The 17,301-nt window shown below is 56.7% G+C and carries 18 protein-coding genes and 2 tRNA genes; 9 read left to right on the plus strand and 11 right to left on the minus strand.

The window, feature by feature from the left end; translation table 11 throughout:
* Positions 1–198 precede the first annotated feature (198 nt).
* Genes LNA76_RS11865 through LNA76_RS11875 form a run of 3 tightly spaced genes read left to right on the plus strand, consistent with a single transcriptional unit; the run spans position 199 to position 3,075 of the window.
* Positions 199–1,317 carry an NAD(P) transhydrogenase subunit alpha gene (locus tag LNA76_RS11865; RefSeq protein ID WP_108727939.1) on the plus strand — a complete coding sequence of 373 codons (1,119 nt, stop codon included), beginning with the start codon at positions 199–201 and terminating at the stop codon, positions 1,315–1,317.
* 4 nt (positions 1,318–1,321) lie between these two features.
* Positions 1,322–1,642, plus strand: a complete 321-nt coding sequence (locus LNA76_RS11870) for an NAD(P) transhydrogenase subunit alpha (protein ID WP_009457776.1) — start codon at positions 1,322–1,324, stop codon at positions 1,640–1,642.
* Positions 1,639–3,075 (plus strand): NAD(P)(+) transhydrogenase (Re/Si-specific) subunit beta, encoded by a 1,437-nt coding sequence (locus LNA76_RS11875; protein ID WP_094195916.1) that lies wholly within the window; start codon positions 1,639–1,641, stop codon positions 3,073–3,075. Before LNA76_RS11870 ends, LNA76_RS11875 begins: the two co-directional genes overlap by 4 nt.
* Before the next feature lie 83 nt (positions 3,076–3,158).
* On the opposite strand, the gene LNA76_RS11880 is transcribed toward LNA76_RS11875, so the two are convergent.
* From LNA76_RS11880 to LNA76_RS11895, 4 genes are all read right to left on the minus strand, one after another.
* Positions 3,159–3,494, minus strand: a complete 336-nt coding sequence (locus tag LNA76_RS11880) for a hypothetical protein (protein ID WP_108727938.1) — start codon at positions 3,492–3,494, stop codon at positions 3,159–3,161.
* Between the two features lie 343 nt (positions 3,495–3,837).
* Positions 3,838–3,914 (minus strand) — tRNA-Arg (locus LNA76_RS11885).
* Between the two features lie 425 nt (positions 3,915–4,339).
* A complete protein-coding gene (locus tag LNA76_RS11890) occupies positions 4,340–4,561 on the minus strand; it encodes a hypothetical protein (RefSeq protein WP_230019132.1) in 222 nt (73 codons plus the stop codon).
* A tRNA-Arg gene (locus LNA76_RS11895) sits at positions 4,534–4,610 on the minus strand. The genes LNA76_RS11890 and LNA76_RS11895 overlap by 28 nt, the downstream gene beginning before the upstream one ends.
* Positions 4,611–4,885: 275 nt before the next feature.
* Here LNA76_RS11895 and LNA76_RS11900 point away from each other — a divergent pair.
* Complete coding sequence (locus LNA76_RS11900) at positions 4,886–6,055, plus strand: alpha-hydroxy acid oxidase (protein WP_094195918.1); 1,170 nt, start codon at positions 4,886–4,888, stop codon at positions 6,053–6,055.
* On the opposite strand, the gene LNA76_RS11905 is transcribed toward LNA76_RS11900, so the two are convergent.
* The 7 genes from LNA76_RS11905 to LNA76_RS11935 all read right to left on the minus strand — a co-directional run bounded on the left by LNA76_RS11905 (position 6,049) and on the right by LNA76_RS11935 (position 10,729).
* A complete protein-coding gene (locus LNA76_RS11905; RefSeq protein WP_230019133.1) occupies positions 6,049–7,062 on the minus strand; it encodes a glutathione S-transferase family protein in 1,014 nt (337 codons plus the stop codon). The two genes, LNA76_RS11900 and LNA76_RS11905, sit on opposite strands and share 7 nt — an antisense overlap.
* A 14-nt stretch (positions 7,063–7,076) precedes the next feature.
* Complete coding sequence (gene wrbA / locus LNA76_RS11910; RefSeq protein ID WP_094195920.1) at positions 7,077–7,676, minus strand: NAD(P)H:quinone oxidoreductase; 600 nt, start codon at positions 7,674–7,676, stop codon at positions 7,077–7,079.
* 179 nt (positions 7,677–7,855) lie between these two features.
* Positions 7,856–8,263 (minus strand): PaaI family thioesterase, encoded by a 408-nt coding sequence (locus LNA76_RS11915; protein WP_230019134.1) that lies wholly within the window; start codon positions 8,261–8,263, stop codon positions 7,856–7,858.
* A 6-nt stretch (positions 8,264–8,269) separates the two neighbouring features.
* On the minus strand, positions 8,270–8,584 hold the full coding sequence (locus LNA76_RS11920) for an I78 family peptidase inhibitor (RefSeq protein WP_094195922.1): 315 nt from the start codon (positions 8,582–8,584) through the stop codon (positions 8,270–8,272).
* A gap of 58 nt (positions 8,585–8,642) precedes the next feature.
* Positions 8,643–9,260 (minus strand): DNA-3-methyladenine glycosylase, encoded by a 618-nt coding sequence (locus tag LNA76_RS11925; RefSeq protein WP_108727935.1) that lies wholly within the window; start codon positions 9,258–9,260, stop codon positions 8,643–8,645.
* Positions 9,253–10,290, minus strand: coding sequence for an adenosine deaminase (locus LNA76_RS11930; RefSeq protein WP_230019135.1), 1,038 nt, complete (start codon positions 10,288–10,290; stop codon positions 9,253–9,255). The genes LNA76_RS11925 and LNA76_RS11930 overlap by 8 nt, the downstream gene beginning before the upstream one ends.
* A gap of 58 nt (positions 10,291–10,348) precedes the next feature.
* A complete protein-coding gene (locus tag LNA76_RS11935) occupies positions 10,349–10,729 on the minus strand; it encodes a DUF423 domain-containing protein (protein WP_230019136.1) in 381 nt (126 codons plus the stop codon).
* Positions 10,730–10,821: 92 nt separating this feature from the next.
* On the opposite strand from LNA76_RS11935, the gene LNA76_RS11940 reads away from it, so the two are divergent.
* The 5 genes from LNA76_RS11940 to LNA76_RS11960 all read left to right on the plus strand — a co-directional run bounded on the left by LNA76_RS11940 (position 10,822) and on the right by LNA76_RS11960 (position 17,301).
* Positions 10,822–11,826 (plus strand): magnesium and cobalt transport protein CorA, encoded by a 1,005-nt coding sequence (locus LNA76_RS11940; protein WP_230019137.1) that lies wholly within the window; start codon positions 10,822–10,824, stop codon positions 11,824–11,826.
* Positions 11,827–11,867: 41 nt separating this feature from the next.
* Positions 11,868–13,469, plus strand: a complete 1,602-nt coding sequence (locus LNA76_RS11945) for an acyl-CoA dehydrogenase family protein (protein ID WP_094195927.1) — start codon at positions 11,868–11,870, stop codon at positions 13,467–13,469.
* Between the two features lie 102 nt (positions 13,470–13,571).
* Positions 13,572–14,144: a thermonuclease family protein gene (locus tag LNA76_RS11950; RefSeq protein WP_230019138.1), complete on the plus strand. Its 573-nt coding sequence runs from the start codon at positions 13,572–13,574 to the stop codon at positions 14,142–14,144.
* Positions 14,138–16,324, plus strand: coding sequence for an ABC transporter substrate-binding protein (locus tag LNA76_RS11955; RefSeq protein ID WP_230019139.1), 2,187 nt, complete (start codon positions 14,138–14,140; stop codon positions 16,322–16,324). Before LNA76_RS11950 ends, LNA76_RS11955 begins: the two co-directional genes overlap by 7 nt.
* Complete coding sequence (locus LNA76_RS11960) at positions 16,324–17,301, plus strand: ABC transporter permease (protein ID WP_230019140.1); 978 nt, start codon at positions 16,324–16,326, stop codon at positions 17,299–17,301. Before LNA76_RS11955 ends, LNA76_RS11960 begins: the two co-directional genes overlap by 1 nt.

The following is a 17,301-nucleotide window of genomic DNA, read 5'->3' on the forward strand; positions in this document are numbered from 1 at the left end:
TTATCCTGTTCAAGCAGGTCTGCAATAGGCCTGCTCATGCACATCCGAATTTATAGATGGTGTTCCGGTGTTGTGGACAGACACAGACCGGGCCGGAGAGGTTGTTGGGTCGTGTCCCCTTGGGGGACAGACTCACCCATCCGGGTACTGCACGTCGTCAGAGATCATAGAAGTTAGTTAATTAACTGGAGATTGAAGATGCGACTGGGTGTACTAAGCCCCCGGGGGACCGGGGAAAAGAGGGTAGCGGCCACGCCCGATACCATCAAGGCTTACCGCAAGGCGGGCCATGAGGTGATTATCGAGGCGGGTGCCGGACAGGGTATTGCCAGCTCGGATGCTGACTACGAGGCAGCAGGGGCAACGATAGGCGATCCCTATCAAGCCACCGTGCTGCTGGTAGTGGGCCCGGCTGATGTTGATTCGGCACGTTTACGTGCCGAGCATGTGGTCGTCGGTATGCTGGACCCTTACGAGAGCGAGGGTCTGGACAGGCTGGCCTCTTCGGGCTGCCAGGCATTTGCCCTGGAGCTGATCCCGCGCACTACGCGGGCGCAAAGCATGGACGTTCTGTCCTCACAAGCCAATATTGCCGGTTATGCCGCAGTGCTGAAAGCGGCCACCTTATATCCCCGATTCTTCCCCATGATGATGACCGCGGCGGGCACCGTCAAAGCGGCCCGAGTTGTGGTGCTGGGCGCGGGTGTGGCCGGATTGCAGGCGATTGCGACAGCGCGTCGTCTGGGGGCGGTGGTGGAAGCCTCTGACGTGCGTCCTGCCGCGCGTGAGCAGATCGAGTCCTTGGGTGGCAAGTTTATTGACGTGCCCTATGAGACGGATGAAGAGCGTGAGGCGGCGCAAGGGGTAGGCGGTTATGCTCGTCCCATGCCCGCTTCCTGGTTGCAACGGCAGGCGGCGGTGGTGGCGGCACGTTGCGCCCAGGCCGACGTCATCATCACCACGGCATTGATTCCGGGGCGCCCTGCTCCGCGTCTGATTGCCGAGGATGTGGTGCAGTCCATGCGAGCGGGTTCGGTCATTGTTGATCTGGCCGCGGCCCGTGGCGGTAACTGCGCCTTGACCGAGGCGGATCAGATTGTGGAAAAACATGGCGTGACCCTGGTGGGCGAGACCAACTTCCCGGCCCGTGTGGCCGCGGATGCCTCTGCCTTGTACGCACGCAATATTCAACAGTTCCTGGGCTTGATGCTCAAGGATCAGTCTGACGAGCTGCATATCCCTGCGGACGACGACATTGTGAATGCCAGCCGCGTTGTACAGGGTGGCAAACGACTCTTTCCACAGCAGGGAGCCTGACGCCATGGATATTATTTCTCCCCTGGTCATTAACCTGATCATCTTTGTGCTGGCCATCTACGTGGGGTACCACGTGGTCTGGACAGTGACACCCGCTTTGCACACGCCCTTGATGGCGGTGACCAACGCGATCTCGGCCATCATTATTGTGGGCGGGATGTTGGCAGCGGCCCTGACCGAAAGCCCTTGGGCGCAGGCGATGGGCATTATTGCCACCGCGCTGGCCTCGGTCAACGTGTTTGGTGGTTTCCTGGTAACCCGCCGCATGTTGGAAATGTTCAAAAAGAAGGGCGCTAAAAATACGCCCAAGGAAGGGCAGTCATGATTTCCATGAATACCGTTACCTTGTGCTATTTGCTGGCCTCGGTGTGTTTCATTCAGGCCCTGAAAGGCTTGTCGCATCCGGCCAGCTCGCGTCGTGGCAACTTGTTCGGCATGGTGGGGATGGCCTTGGCCATTGCCACTACCGCTGTGCTTATTTATAGCCTGGCCCCTGAAGGTAAAGAGCTCTCTGGCCTGCTGCGGGTTCTGATTGGTTTGGTGATTGGTGGTGTGCTGGGCACCGTCATGGCGCGTCGTGTCGAGATGACCAAGATGCCGGAACTGGTGGCCTTCATGCACAGCATGATTGGTCTGGCTGCGGTGGCCATTGCGATTGCCGTGGTGCTGGAGCCGGTGGCCTTCGGGATTGGATCGGCCGAGGTGGCTCTGCCTATGGGTAACCGTGTGGAGCTGGCTTTGGGCGCGCTGGTCGGTGCCATTACCTTCTCCGGTTCGGTGATCGCGTTTGGCAAGCTGTCGGGCAAGTACAAGTTTCGACTGTTCCAGGGCGCACCTGTCACCTTCAAAGGTCAGCACATGCTGAACCTGCTGCTGGGGCTGTTGGCCCTGGCTTGCGGTGTGATCTTTGTGATGACCCAGGCATGGTGGGCCTTTGGCGTGCTGCTGGCCTTGTCCTTCCTGCTGGGCGTGATGCTGATCATCCCGATTGGCGGGGCAGACATGCCCGTGGTGGTGTCCATGCTGAACAGCTACTCGGGCTGGGCGGCCGCAGGGATTGGTTTCTCCCTGAACAACTCCATGCTGATCATCGCCGGTTCGCTGGTGGGCTCCTCCGGTGCGATTCTGTCCTACATCATGTGCAAGGCCATGAACCGTGCCTTCTTCAACGTGATCCTGGGCGGTTTTGGTGCCAATCCGGAAGCGGCTGCGGGTGCTGCGGATCAGGGCAGTCGTTCAGTGAAATCCGGTAGTGCTGAAGATGCCGCGTTCATGATGAGCAATGCTGAGTCCGTGGTGATTGTGCCCGGTTACGGTTTGGCCGTGGCTCGTGCTCAACACGCCTTGAAAGAGCTGTCGGACAAGCTGACCAGCCAGGGTGTGAATGTGCGCTACGCCATTCATCCGGTGGCCGGTCGTATGCCTGGCCATATGAACGTCTTGCTGGCCGAGGCGGAAATGCCTTACGAGCAAGTCTTTGAAATGGACGACATCAATAGCGAGTTTGCTCAGACCGATGTGGTGCTGGTGCTGGGGGCCAACGATGTGGTCAACCCAGCGGCTAAAAACGATCCGGCTTCGCCGATTGCGGGTATGCCAATTTTGGAGGCCTACAAAGCTCGAACCGTGATCGTGAACAAGCGTTCCATGGCTGCTGGTTATGCCGGTCTGGATAACGAACTGTTCTATATGGACAAGACCATGATGGTGTTTGGCGATGCCAAAAAGACCATCGAAGACATGGTCAAAGCGCTGTAAACCCTTTCAGTTTTAGCGCAGGCAGTAAAAAAGCGCTCTGGTTCCTTGCGGGCCAGAGCGCTTTCTTGTTGGGTAGGGTGAGCTCAGAACTTGGGGCCGGAGCGCAACTGCTCGCACATTTGCTGGCGTTGTTCGGCTGTGGCTTTCTGTAGATCCTGACGACCCCGGTCCACACCTTGCTCAAAAGCTTTGTCAAAGTCCTCGTCATTGAGCCCCATGCTTTGAATGGAGGATTTCTGCTGTTTTTTCATCTCATCAAGCTGGGCCTGGCTGTAGTCACCGCACACTTCGGCGGCAGCATGCATGGCTCCGCCCATTTGGGCCAGTTGAATGGCAGGGCTGCTGTCCCGGGCGTAGCTATTGGTGCTGGCCAGAAGGAGGGCCGCTAAAGGCAAAAGAAGTTTTGTGCGCTCAAACATGGTCAATCCTGTCGAATAAGAAGAGGTCCGCGCAGATTGTGTGGGCTGGCAGGGGCGGGGAGGTCCTATCTGGCGGAAGTCGCTACTTTACACCGCTTGGCCCTGTACGATTCAGGCCCTTGGGGGGCAAGTAAGTGCAATAGATATTGTGCCCGGTTTTCGGTGACAGGGATTTGATCTGTTGGTGGGTGAGTAGTGGGGGGAGAAAAGAAAGCGGGAGGCAAAGAAAAAGCCCTGATGACAATGTCATCAGGGCTGATCTTTTCAGAGTCTCATCCATTGGGTTTTATCCCACGAGTTCTAACTCTGGTCGTTAATTTCAGTAAAGAAACCAACTTGAATATGGCGCGGCTGGCAAGATTCGAACTCACGACCCCTTGGTTCGTAGCCAAGTACTCTATCCAACTGAGCTACAGCCGCTAAAGAAGTGAAACTATAGCAGATTATTTATCTGGATGACAAGCCTAAAAAGCGTTTTTCTTGAAATAAAGGCAAAATTTTTCTGAAAAGACCAGAAGATAAGGTGTTGGCGGGGTTGTGACGCAAGGTGAGGCGAATTTAACCTGACACTGTGTAGTGTTTTTAAGCTGCGGATGCCTTTGACGAGGACTATCTCCTCGCTGGAGCGTTTGACGGCCTGAGTATTGCCGCCAATACCATCAAAGCGTGGTTTGCAGAATGCTGGTGGAAAGCGGGTGGATGGAGCTATGCCGTTCCCGTGACGGCATGGGTGCACGACGGGTTTGGGGATGCTGCAGGTATTGCGTTGTCAGAAAGACGATAAGGCTGTGAAGGAGCCGTTCCTGGCTATATAAAGCCATGACCGGTAGTGCTCATTTTTTTGTTTAATCCTGCTCGTGTTGTTGTTGTTGTTGTTGTTGTTGTTGTTGTTGTTGTTGTTGTTGTTGTTGTTGTTGTTGTTGTTGTTGTGGGTGCAGGCATGAGTGCCGTTCGGCCGTGTAGTGAAACTTTTTGCCGCCTGATATCCGAGCAGAAAGCAAAAAAGCCATTTCCGAAGAAATGGCTTTTTTACTGAATATGGCGCGGCTGGCAGGATTCGAACCCACGACCCCTTGGTTCGTAGCCAAGTACTCTATCCAACTGAGCTACAGCCGCTAAAGAAGTAGAACTATAGCACGACCATTTTGACTTGTCACCAAAATATCTGTTCTTTTTAGCAAAATAGTCTCTTTTTGGATTTCTCGGTATAGGGAAACGCTGGAAAGCCGCCAGGCGCAAGGCTTGTAGCCCTGCCCGGGACTGGTCACGTTCATGATTGGGCTCACGCAGAAAAATAGAGAAGGAAGAAACTTCGAACAGTCTGCTTCGGATGACTTGCCCCACAGGAAACAAAGCCGCATTATTACGCCATTGTTTTGGAGCCCAATGTCATGGATCTGTCGAAAATTACCTGCACTGAAGATTTCCGCCTGGCGGCTAAACGCCGCGTGCCCAAGATGTTTTATGACTACGCTGATTCCGGCTCCTGGACGCAGGGAACGTATCATGCGAACGAGCAGGATTTTCACAAACTGAAATTCAAACAGCGCGTGGCGGTAGATATTGACCATCGCAGCCTCAAGACCAAGCTCTTGGGTCAGGATGTGGCCATGCCCGTGGCAATTTCTCCCACTGGTCTGACGGGTATGCAGCATGCTGATGGCGAAATGCTGGCAGCCTTGGCCGCACGGGATTTTGGCATTCCTTTCACCCTGTCCACCATGAGCGTGTGCTCGCTGGAAGATGTGGCTCAGGCGACCCGCGCCCCGTTCTGGTTTCAGCTTTATGTGATGCGTGATCGCAGCTTTATTGAGAACCTGATCGCGCGTGCCAAAGCCGCCAATTGCTCGGCTTTGGTGTTGACCTTGGATTTGCAAGTGCTGGGCCAGCGTCACAAGGACATCAAAAATGGCCTGACCACACCCCCGCGTCTGACCATTCCTAATTTGCTGAATCTGGCGACCAAGCCTTATTGGTGCCGCAATATGTTGCGTACGCACCGTCGCAGCTTTGGCAATATCGTCGGTCACGCCAAGGGCGTGTCGGATCTGCGCTCCTTGTCGACCTGGACTGCCGAGCAGTTCGACCCGACCTTGAACTGGAAAGACATTGAGTGGATCAAGAATGCCTGGGGCGGAAAGCTGATTGTGAAAGGCATTATGGATGCGGACGATGCCCGTTACGCCGTCGATAGCGGCGCCGATGCCTTGATCGTGTCCAATCACGGTGGCCGTCAGTTGGATGGCGCACCGTCATCAATTTCCTGCCTGCCTGCGATCAGCAAGGCGGTGGGCGACAAGATTGAGGTGCTGGTCGATGGGGGAATCCGCAGTGGTCAGGATGTGTTGCGCGCCCGAGCCCTGGGTGCCCAAGGCGCCATGATTGGCCGTGCTTTCCTGTATGCCTTGGGTGCAGCAGGTCAGGCGGGGGTGGCCCGCCTACTGAAACTGATGGCCAATGAGCTGGATGTATCCATGGCTTTTTGCGGTCGTACCGATATCAATCAGGTAGACCGCTCCATCTTGCTCAATCCCGATATTTTTGATCGTCCCGGTTACTGAAGACCGATATGCAAGGGCCCTGGCTGGACCGGCAAATGACCGCGTCCGTGGGGCCCGTTCAGGTCCAGCACCGGGCCGGCCGGCACGATACCGCTCGGGTTCAGTTGATGATGGCTGCGGTAGTAGTGGATCTTGATGTGATCCAGGTTGAACGTGCTGGCCACGCCGGGCATTTGGTACAGCTCCAGCATGTAATTCCATAGATTCGGATAATCAATCAGACGGCGCAGATTACATTTGAAGTGGCCGACATAAACGGGATCAAAGCGAATCAAGGTGGTAAACAGTCGCCAGTCGGCCTCGGTCAGTTGCGTACCGACCAGATAGCGTTGCTGGCTCAGGCGGGCTTCCAGTCCATCCAGGCTGTCAAACAGGGCGTGAACCGCGGTGTCGTAGGCCGCTTGTGAGCGGGCAAAACCTGCTTTGTAGACTCCGTTATTGACGGTGTCATAGACATGGGCATTGATCTGGTCGATTTCACCCAGCAGCTCGGCAGGTGCCATATCCAGACTGCGCGCCCCCAAGGTATCGAATGCGCTATTGAAAATACGCATGATCTCGGCCGACTCATTATTGATGATCGTGCCGCGCTGCTTGTCCCACAGCACGGGGACGGTAACGCGCCCGGTAAATTGTGGGTCTGCCTTGGCATAGAGCTGATGCAGGAATTGAGCATCCATGACTGGGTCCGGCACCACGCCATCGGCCGGTTCAAAGGTCCAGCCTTGATTGTCCATGATGGGGTTCACCACCGAGACCGAAATCAGCTTTTGCAGCCCCTTTAGTTCGCGCATGATCAAGGTGCGATGTGCCCAGGGGCAGGCCAGCGAAACATACAGGTGATAGCGGTTGGCCTGGGCAGGCTGCGCTGCCTGGCCGTCCGGGCCGGGGCCGCCATCGGCCGTAATCCAGTCCCGGAAGGCAGATTGGGCACGTTGAAAGGTATCGGACTGAGTGCTGCTGACAGGCTCGTTGCTATGCCATTGTCCATCTATCATCATGCCCATCTGTGTACTCCGTTTTAGCCTTTCAGCTTGATTGCAATTTCAGCGATATGGCGGCCCTGGTAGCGCGCGCCGTCCAGTTCGTTCTGGCTGGGCTGACGCGAACCATCGCCACCGGCAATGGTGGAGGCACCGTAAGGGCTGCCGCCAGTGACTTCATTGATCAGGGTCTGGCCTGCAAAGCTGTAGGGCAGGCCCACCACGATCATGCCAAAGTGCATCAGGTTATGAATAATGGACAGCAGCGTCAGCTCCTGCCCACCGTGTTGGGTGGCGGTAGAGGTAAAGGCACCGCCTACCTTGCCATTGAGTGCGCCACGCGCCCACAGACCACCGGCCTGATCCAGAAAACTGGCCATTTGCGAGCTGATGCGTCCGAAACGGGTACCGGTGCCCACAATAATGGCGTCGTAGTTTTCCAGGTCGGCAATGGTGGCGACCGGAGCGTCTTGATCCAGCTTGAAATTCGCTTTTTGGGCCACCGCTTCCGGGACCAGTTCGGGGACACGCTTGATGTCCACCGTCGCGCCAGCGCTTTGTGCACCTTCGGCTACCGCTTGAGCCATTTTTTCTACGTGGCCATAGGCGGAGTAATAGAGAACCAGGACTTTTGCCATTTGAACTTCTCCAGTAAAGCGATCAACAAGGAATCGGGCGGGGTAACGGCCCCACGGCTAGGCTGGGGCACATGTGCTATGACGATGATAGTCGGGCAAAGCCTGCTCTGACAAACCGTTGGGCGCACTGTTTTGTGTCAGAGTCTGTCTTGCTAAGCAAGCGGCAGTTCCGGGCAAAGTCAGCCTGGTAACAGGGCGTAGGTGGTGGTGGCGTGAGCCACCAGCTTGCCTTGTTCGTCCAGCAGTTTGATATCACCAAAGACCATGCTTTTGCCACGTTTCAGTACTTGGGCGTGAACCAGCACATCTCCTTGGCTGACCGGGCGTACAAAACTGGTGTTCAGCGAAACCGTGGTCATGGGGCGAAACTCGCCCAGGCTTTGGCTGACGGCCAGCACCATGGCGGTATCGGCCGCAGCCATATAGACCTGACCGCAAACCACGCCGGCCACGTGTGTCAGTTGATCCGAGAAAGGCAGGCGCAATACAACGCCGTCTTCGCCCAGGTTTTCTACGCGCAGCTTCAGGGCTTGCACCCAGGGGGCGAACAGCGTGTCCAGCAAATGTTGGCTTTGGTCGTGAGTCATTGGGGATCAGCCGCAGTAAACAGAAATAATGTTGTTTTGTTCGTCTACGCGGATGTTCAGGCGGCTTGGGTCGTAGTCGGTGGTGTACATGCGGTCTGGGGCCAGTACGCGAGCTTTCGCAGCACCGGCTTGTTTAACAAGGCGCTCGACCTGGCTTTGGCTGGCGGTCTGGCCAGCAGGGCTCAAGGCGTCCGCATTGCACAGGCCAACAGGGGCGTCGCTGAACGAAGAGGTCGAGCTTGTTTGTGCGCTATTACCCGTGGCCGTGCAAGCTGCCAGCAAAACGGCGGGAAGGACGCTAAGTAGTACGGAGAGTCGCATGAGAAATCCTTAAAAGCAGCTGATACGCATTCAGCGTGAAGGATTAATAATACCTGTTCTACGCGGGGCGTTTAAGGCCTTTGACACTGCGTTTTGTGGTGGTTTTGCCCGGCTTGACCGATACCTGCGGATGCCGGGCAATCGAGTAGCGCAGGGGGGCCTTGGCCCAGGTTCCTGCATAGTCCACGCCAATACGTGGGCCGATCAGGATTTGCTCTGGCGGCAGAGCAGGAGCGTCCAGTAGATGCAAGGTAGGGGCGCACGCATCGGCACCGTTATAGGCCTTGTCGATACCCAGTCCTTTGCACAGACGCCCCGGGCCAGACAGGGAGGGGCCATCCTGGGGCCAGGTCCATTGCGCTGCCCGCAGCAAGACGGCTGTGCCGTCGCCCGGCATGCCACTGACGATATTCATGCAGTGGTGCAGGCCATAAATCAAATACACGTAGGCATAGCCAGCCGGGCCAAACATCAGCCGTGTGCGCTCGGTAATGCCGCGCCGGCTGTGGGCAGCCTGATCTTGAGGGCCCAAATAAGCCTCGGTTTCCACAATGGTGGCACAGCGCCTGCCGCGTTCGTCATTCAAAACCAGGGTTTTGCCCAGCAATTCCAGGGCGACGTAACGTGGATCGCGGGCAAAGAAGGCTCTTGGCAGATGCAGCGCGGACTTAGTCATTGCCGGGAATCTGCTCCAGCTTGTTTAACCAGGTCTGTTTTTGCTCCTTGGGTAAAAAGGAGGAGCGCAGGCTATTGGCTGCCAGGGTACGCAAATCAGCCTGCTGCAGATTCAGGGCCTGGGCGCTTTGCATATAGTTGTCCAGTAGGTAGCCGCCAAAATAGGCCGGGTCGTCCGAGTTCACGCAGACATTCAGGCCGCGATCCAGCAAGTGCTTCAAGTTGTGCTGGTGCAGGCTGTCAAAAACCTTGAGCTTGATGTTGGACAGGGGACAGACTGTCAAGGAAATGGCGTGGTCGGCCAAGTATTGCATCAGGGCCAGGTCGTCCTGGCTGCGGACGCCATGATCGATGCGTTCCACGTTCAGCAGTTGCAGGGCATCGCGGACATAGCTGGCCGGGCCTTCTTCACCGGCATGGGCGACCAGCCGGAAACCCAGCTCTCGGCAACGGGCATAGACCTTCTCGAATTTGGCGGGCGGGTTGCCTTTTTCCGAGGAGTCCAGGCCAATCGCAATCCATAGGTCGGAATACTGATTACGTAAGGGCAGGGCGGCGTCCAACGTGGCAAAAGCATCGGCTTGGCTCAAGTGACGCAGGAAACTCAAGATCAGATAGCTACTGATACCCAGCTCGGACTTGGCCTGGCGGGCGGCGCGGGCAATTCCGGCAAACACGGTTTCCATGGCAATCCCGCGTGCGGTGTGTGTTTGCGGGTCAAACATGATTTCCGTATGGACAATGCCATCGGCCTGGGCGCGTAGAAAGTAGGCCCAAGTCATGTCAAAGAAATCCTGCTCGGTGATCAGGACGCCGGCCCCTGCGTAATACAGGTCCAGAAAGGACTGTAGATCGGTGAACTGATAGGCGGCTTGCAGGCTGGCCTGATCGGGATAGGGCAGCGTAATGTGATTGCGCTGGGCCAGCTTGAAAATCAAGTCCGGTTCCAGCGTGCCTTCAATATGAAGGTGCAGTTCAGCCTTGGGCAGTTGGCGGGTAAATTCGCGTAAAGAAAAAGCGGAATCAGACACGGGGCGCTCCTGTTAAGCACACGATGCGCCCCATTATACGAAGGCCTAGGCTCTGGGGTCAGGTGTCCTTGCCACGCCAGGCGGCTATTGCCAGAAAGAGCCAGGCCAGGATCATGGCCACCCCGCCAAGAGGGGTAATAGCCCCCAGCCATTTCACGCCGCTGAGCACCAGAATGTACAAGCTGCCGCTAAAAATCAGCACGCCAGCCAGCATCAGAATGGCGCTGCGGGATTGCCAGACTGTATTTAGCTGCGAGCCTAACGCGGCAATCAGCAGCAGGCCCAGGCCATGTAGTAATTGATACAGCACGGCGGTATGCCAGGTCGCCAGGGCCGATGCGTCAACCATGGCACGCAAGGCGTGAGCACCAAACGCGCCCAGGCCGACGCCCAGAGCCAGAATCAGTGCGCCCAGGCACAGGATGGATCGTGATTTCATGTCTTTCCTTGCAAGTCGCTGCCGTCGCAGCGCGCAGGCAGGCCAGTGCTATTATCGAACAAAAAAACGCGCTTTGTCTGTAAGGAGACAGCATGCAAGAAATAGCTCCGGTCCCACCAGAGGCACAAGATGTTGTGGTGGCCGCGTATCGCTATCAGTCTGGCCAGCCAGCTCAGGTTTTGGATATTCATCACCTTGCTGCGCATGACCCCTTGCAGGATGGTTTTATCTGGATTGGCTTGAAAGACCCCAGTGAGGCCACCTTGCGCGAGGTGGGGGCGCAACTGGGTCTGCCAGACAATGCTGTTGAAGAATTGATTGCTCCTCATCGCCGTCCCAAGCTGCTGGAGTTCAGTAATTGCCTGATTGTGGTTGCGGTGACGCTGGGCCTGAAGGATTTGCGCCCGCTGTTGGGTACGACACAGATTTTGATTGCCCACGGTTTGTTGCTGACGGTGCGCCGTGGTTCCAACAGCAATTACCTGCCCTTGCGCGCCCGCCTGGAAAGTACGCCCGCTTTGCTGGCGCGGGGCAGCGACTTTGTGGCCTCGGAGCTGCTGGACTTGATTGTGGACCAGTATCAGACTTCGTTGGAGCAAACCGAAAAAGCCGTAGAAGCCATTGAGCAGCAATTCCTGATTCGAGGTTTCAAGGAAAACGATGTACGGCGTATTTATCGCTTACGGCGCGACTTGCTGCGTGTCCATACGGCGGTGTCGCCGCTGGCCGAATTGACGCGTCGCTTGTCGCGTATCGAACTTGAATATGTCGATGCGGAAAGCAGGGCCTATTTTGCTGAGGTTTCAGACCGTATTGCGCGCACGGCCGAGTTTATTAATAGTCAGCGACAAGCCCTGGCTTTTGCCTTTGAAGGCGGGTTGATGATCGGGCAGATGCAGCAAACCGATACCACCCGCAAGCTGGCCGCTTGGGCCGCTATCCTGGCCGTGCCAACTGCCGTGGCGGGGATTTATGGCATGAACTTCAAGTACATGCCGGAACTGGAGTGGACGCTGGGTTACCCCCTGGCCTTGGGCTTGATGGGCAGCGTGTGCGGATTTTTGTACTGGAAATTCAAAAAGGCCAAATGGCTCTAGCCTGAAGCAAAGAGCGACAAGGCCGAAATCAAGGAGGCGAGATGGCTCTGGAACAGCAGTTACAGAATCAGGTGCCGGATTTGATGGATGATGATCTGTTTGGCGAGGATCCGGCCCTACAACATTGGCAATCTCAATTGGCCTGCCAAGAGGCCCGGCAAAGTCTGGCCGACTATGGTCAGAAACTGGGCTCTGCCTATTGGCGTGAGCAAGGAGCCTTGGCCAATCGGCAGCCGCCGCAATGGCGAGGTTGGTCTGCTCAAGGGCAGCGAATTGACCAAGTGGATTTTCATCCCGCCTGGCATCATTTGCTGAGCCTGGGCATGGAGCAGGGCTTGCATATCTGGCCCCATCAGCCCCAGCCCGGCCAGCACCTGCTACGGGCCATGGGTTTTTACCTGCATGGTCAGATCGAGGCGGGTACTTTGTGTCCCTTGACCATGACGCGCGCCGCTGCGCCTTTATTGCAGTCTGACCCGTTTCAGGAGTGGGCGGCCAAGCTGGATATCAATCAGTACGATTCGTCCAGCCAACAGATGGTAGAAAAGAGCAGTGTGCTGCTGGGCATGGGCATGACAGAAAGGCAGGGCGGCTCTGATCTGCGTGGTTGCACCACCGAAGCGCACCCCGATGGGCAGGCTTTTCGTGTTTATGGCCATAAATGGTTTTTATCTGTGCCACAAGCGGACGGACATCTGGTGCTGGCCCGTGAGCACGAGCAGTTCTCCTGCTTCCTGATGCCGCGCTATACCGAAGACGGTTTGAATCGCCGCTATATACGCAGGCTGAAAGATAAGTTGGGTAATCGTTCCAATGCCAGTGCCGAGATTGATTTTGATGGCGCTCTGGCCTGGCGTGTGGGCCAGGCCGGTCGTGGTATTGCTTTGTTGGCAGCAATGGCAGCTCGTACCCGTATTGATTGCGTGCTGGGCAGTGCGGCCCTGATGCGCCAGGCGTTGGTGCAATCTTTGCACTACTGCCAGCATCGACGCTGCTTTGGTAAACAATTGATCGATCAGCCCATGATGCAGGCGGTATTGCTGGATATGAGTCTGGAAAGCGAAGCCGCCACCCATCTGGCCCTGTTTCTGGTGGACCTGCAAGAGCGGGTCAACGATCCTGTCGCGCAGTCCGTGTTGCGTGTCCTGGCTCCAGCCGCCAAGTTCTGGGTATGCCGTCGGGCCATCGCCCTGTGTGCCGAAGCCATGGAAACCTGGGGCGGCAACGGTTATATCGAGGATGGCCCCATGCCGCGCTTGTTGCGCGAGGCTCCCGTCAATTCCATTTGGGAAGGCTCAGGCAATGTGATGTGCCTGGATGTGCAGCGCGCCTTGAGTCAGGAAGGCGTATGGGAGGCCTTGCAGGCGGACTTGCGTGCCCGCACGGGGGATGATGCGGAACTGGGGCAGGCGGCGCAGGAGGTGTTGAGCGCAGTCTCCCAGGCTGGCGGCCGTGTCTGGACGCAAAAACTGCTTACCCTGTATCAATCCTGCTTGATGCGCCAAGTAGCACCCGATGCCGTCGCAGACTTGTTCACGACTCATCGTTTACAACAAGGGCCCGCTGCCGTATTCGGGGTGGAGGGCGTGGAGCAGGCTTGCTGGTATTTGCACCGCAGCTGGCCCCGCCTGCAAGCGTCTTGACGCGGGCCTGCCTACTAGGGACATTGCTCTGGACAGGCGGTGCGCAGTATCTATAATTTGTTAGCCTAGTTTCTGCTACTCGCCTGGAGTGTTGTCCGCATCATGACTGTGTTTTCCCTGTCCGGCTTTTCTTCTTTGACTCGGCGCACAGCCGTTTGTGCTGGCATGGCGGCTGTGATGGCTGTCTGGGCCTTGCCTGTTCAGGCTCAACACTTCGAGTTGACTGGGCGCGTGGTGCGGGTGGCGGATGGCGATACGCTGACAATTCTGCCCAGTAATAACAAGCAGGTGCGTGTGCGCCTGGCCAGTATTGATGCCCCTGAAACCACGAAAGACAGCCGTCGCCCTGGCCAGCCCTTTGCGGTGGCCTCGCGACGCTTCTTGTCGGATTTAGTGTCCGGCAAGCAATTGACCCTGTCTTGCTATGAGAGCGATCGCCATGGTCGTGCGGTATGCGATGTACCCTTGGCCGATGGTGAAACCGCTAATCAGAAACTGGTGCGTGCCGGTATGGCAATGGCGAACCGGGAAAAGCGTGGCCGCTTCCTGCGTGACCCGCGCATTGACGGGCTGGAGCGCGAAGCCCAAGAGGAGCGCGTTGGCATCTGGTCCGAACCCAATCCTGTGCCGCCATGGAAATGGCGCTATGACTGCTGGCGGCAAGGGCAATGTTAAGCCCTTGGCGGTGGGTCGGGCTGGCCCTGCTGTGTGTCGGATTGGCAGCCTGCTCCAAGCCCGTGAACAGCCCTTATCACGAAGAAAGCGCAGCGGAAAACACGCTGTACAGCGCATTCACGACTCGTTCTCCCAATCACCTGGATCCGGCTTTGTCCTATTCCGGTGACGAGACCCCATTTACCTATTCGATTTACGAGCCGCTGTACGGCTACCACTATCTGGATCGGCCGTATCGCCTGATCCCCAAGACGGCGGCCGAGCTGGTAGACCCGGTGTATCTGGACGCGCAAGGTCATCGTCTGCCAGCCGATGCGCCGGGTGAGCAGGTGGCCATCAGCCGTTACGACATTCCGATCAAGCAAGGCATTCGCTTTCAGCCACATCCGGCCTTTGCCTTGGATGAGCAGGGTGAGTTCCGTTACTACCCCATGCGGGCGCCGGATTTGAGTGACGCCTTTAGCATTGCCGACTTTGCCCATACCGGCTCGCGAGAGCTGACGGCTCACGATTACGTTTATGCCTTCAAGCGTCTGGCCAGTCCGCGTTTGGCCTCGCCTGCCTTGGGGGTGATGGCCGAGCATATCCGGGGCTTCAAGGAATTCAGTGAAGAACTGGCCCGTATTGACAAGCAGGAGCCGCGTCCTCAATGGCTGGATTTGCGCCCCTTTACCTTGCCGGGTGTGCGCGCCCTGGACAAGCACACGCTGCGTATTGAGGTCAATGGCAAGTATCCGCAGTTCAAGTACTGGCTAGCCATGACTTTTACTGCTCCTATGGCTTGGGAGGCCGAGCGTTTCTATAGCCAGCCACGCATGGCACAGCACAACCTGACGCTGGATAGTTGGCCGGTGGGTACGGGCCCATTCATGCTGACGGAGTCCCTGACCAACCGCCGCCATGTGTTGAGCCGCAACCCCAATTACCGGGGTGAGCCCTACCCGTGCGTGGGCGAGCCGGGTGATCAAGTAGCCGGTTTGCTGGAAGATTGTGGTAAACCCATGCCTTTCCTGGACAAAGTGGTGTTCTCTTTGGAAAAAGAGGGCGTACCTTTGATGGGCAAGTTCCTGCAAGGTTATTACGACATTCCGCAGGTGGAGCGGGGCGAGTATGGCGTGGCCATGACCGTAGCGGCACAGGATTCCGTCGACAAAGCCAATCTGTATCAGGAGCGCGGTTTGCAATTGCGTACGGCTCCCGAAGCGCAATTGTTTTATATGGGCTTTAACTGGCACGACCCAGTGGTCGGCCAGGGCGACACACCCGAGCAGTTCGAGAAAAACCGCAAGCTGCGTTTGGCTATCAGCATTGTGTTCGACTGGGAGCAGTACGTCTCCATTTTCATGAATGACCAAGGGCAAGCCGCGCATGGCCCCTTGCCGCCGGGCGTGCCGGGTTATCAGCCCTTGCCCCAGGGCGCCAACCCTTATGTCTACACCAGGGACAATGGTGTGGTGAAACGCCGCAGCCTGGACGAAGCCCGTGATTTGTTGCGGCAGGCCGGTTATCCCGATGGACGGGACAGTCGAACCGGTAAGCCCTTGATCCTGTATTACGACTCCATGATGGGGATGGGTTCGGATGCCACGGTGGACTGGATGCGCCGTCAATTAGCCCAAGTGGGCCTGCAATTGGAAGTACGTGCCACCGACTACAACCGTTTTCAGGACAAGATGAAGCGTGGCGCGGCGCAGATATTCCTGTGGGGTTGGGTAGCCGACTACCCGGATGCCGAAAACTTTTTCACCTTGTTGTACGGCCCTCAAGCCAAGAAAGATTTTGGGGGTGAAAACGCTGCCAATTATCAAAGTGCAGAGTTTGATCGTCTGTACGAGCAAATGCGTTTTTTGAATGATGGCCCGGACAAGCAGGCGGTGGTGCAGCAGATGATTCATTTGGTTCAGCACGATGCTCCCTGGATGTTTGGCTATGTCCCCAATGCGGGCGGTGCCTACCAAAGCTGGGTACGCAATGCCAAGCCGTCCATGATGGTGCGCGACAGCATCCAGTATTACCGTATCGACCCTGAACAGCGCGTCGAGCGCATTGACCTTTGGAATCGCCCCGTCTGGTGGCCTGCTATTCCGTTGGGCTTGCTGGCTTTGATTCTGGCGTGGGTGGTGCGCTCGCAGGCTCAGGCGCGTCGTCGCCGTGTGGCTTTGCGCAAGGAGAAAGACTGATGTTTTCCTATATGCTGCGGCGCATTCTGTATGGCGTGCTGATTCTGATCGGGGTCAATCTGCTGACCTTTGTGCTGTTTTTTGCCGTGAATACGCCCGATGATATGGCCCGTTTGTCCATTGGCGGGCAGCGCGTCAGCCAGACGGCGATTGAAAACTGGAAGGCAGAGCGCGGATATAACAAGCCGCTGTTTTATAACGCTCAAGCCGAGGGCAGCAAAGCGTTGACCGACACGATCTTCTACGAACGCTCGGTTCCCTTGCTGCGTCTGGACTTTGGCTTGTCTGATCAAGGGCAGGATATTGCCTATCAGATCAAACAGCGCATGGGCCCCAGTCTGGCCTTGGCCCTGCCCACCTTCTTTTTGGGTTTATGGGTGTGCATCAGCTTTGCCTTGCTGATGGTGTTTTTCCGGGGAACCCGACTGGACTTTTCAGCCGTCGTGCTGTGCGTAGTACTGATGTCCATTTCGGGGCTGTTCTACATCATTGCCGGGCAGTGGCTGTTTGCGCGGGTGCTCCGTTGGGTGCCGTTCTCGGGCTGGGTGCAAGGGATGGATAACTGGCGCTTTTTGGTTTTGCCGGTACTGGTGGGAATTTTGTCACGCATCGGGGCGGAATCGCGTTTTTATCGCAGCCTGTTCCTGGAGGAGGCCAGCCGTGACTATGTTCGTACGGCGCGCTCCAAGGGCTTGACCGAATCTACAGTTTTGTTCCGTCACGTGTTGCCCAATGCGCTATTGCCCATTTTGACGGGCACCGTATCGGCCTTGCCTTTGTTGTTCATGGGTAGTCTGATTTCCGAGTCTTTTTTTGGTATTCCGGGTCTGGGTAGTTTCACTATTGATGCCATCAATGCCCAGGACTTTTCCATTGTGCGTGCCATGGTGTTTTTAGGATCGATGCTTTATATCGCCGGTTTGATTCTGGCCGATATCTCCTACACCCTGGTCGACCCCCGCATTCGTTTCAGCTGA

Origin of the sequence: Alcaligenes sp. MMA (assembly GCF_020907215.1) — a bacterium.
Classification (GTDB): Bacteria; Pseudomonadota; Gammaproteobacteria; order Burkholderiales; family Burkholderiaceae_B; genus Alcaligenes; species Alcaligenes aquatilis.